This window comes from Pseudoflavonifractor capillosus (assembly GCF_016899775.1).
Classification (GTDB): Bacteria; Bacillota; Clostridia; order Oscillospirales; family Oscillospiraceae; genus Lawsonibacter.
Window position 1 is genome coordinate 1 of sequence record NZ_JACJJE010000140.1, and the last position, 943, is coordinate 943.

The 943-nt window shown below is 52.5% G+C and carries 2 protein-coding genes; both read right to left on the reverse strand.

The window, feature by feature from the left end; all coding sequences use genetic code 11:
• Positions 1–770, reverse strand: a 770-nt coding sequence (locus H6B31_RS16695; RefSeq protein WP_204899525.1) for a conjugal transfer protein TrbL family protein, incomplete at its 3' end; no start/stop codon positions are given.
• An 11-nt stretch (positions 771–781) separates the two neighbouring features.
• On the reverse strand, positions 782–943 hold a 162-nt coding region (locus H6B31_RS16700; protein WP_204899526.1), incomplete at its 5' end, for a DUF3852 family protein.

Genomic DNA, 943 nt, shown 5'->3' on the forward strand with positions numbered 1-943 from the left:
TTGGCGGACAGCATGAGACCAAGTCCAAGCAGTGCGTTCTCCCGAAACACCATAAGACCGGCTATCAGAATGGTGGATTGGAGAAAAGCGGTGAGGCACAGGCCAATGACCTGCTTACACCACTGCACGAAGGCGTCCCCGTATCCACGCGGGATGGAGAACATATAGAGACTCCCCACCGCGATCTGGATCAGCAGGATACCGCCCCGCTTCAGATTTGCGAAAAACACTTTGATCACTGCGTAGGCCATCAAAATCACGCAGAATAGAAACATGATGGGGCTGGTAAGTACGGTGAGCCCCAGACTGGTGGTGCTCATCACGTCCCCAAGAGTCTCCGCCTCTCCCAGCTCCGTCAGGATCTGCTTTCCCACCTCCCCGATGCTGGAGCCATATCCAGTAAGGCCGGCGGCAAACGTGCCTTGAAGGGTAACAGATAACTCATACAGCCGTACCGGCAGGGTAGAAAAAAGCGAGACCGCGAAAAATCCTTTTAAGATATTCAAAGCAGTCTGCTGAATATTGGCCCGGCCGCTGGCGTATTCGATCCCACACTCAAAAGCGCTGACTACCAGACTCACAGCAAACAAGGCCCAGGCCAAGCGGGAGAAGAACAGGATAATGGACTGCACCCAGTCCAAATCGAACAACTCTACTCCCATGTTGCCCATCACCGCAAAAAAATTGCCTAAGAACCCGACTATCTGGCTGTAAACCCAGTCCAATAGAGCGTCCAGAACGGTTCCGGCTGCAAAATCCCAGATAAACATACCGTGTTACCTCAGAGTCCGACGATTCCCCAGATATAATTGGGGGCAAGCAAGATGAAGATGAGGCAGACGAAGAGAATCGCGGGACCCGTCCACTCAAACTGGCCATGTTTCCGATAATCAAAGTAAGCCATGGCCAATTTTACGAAGAAGGCGATGGCGATCACCATGCT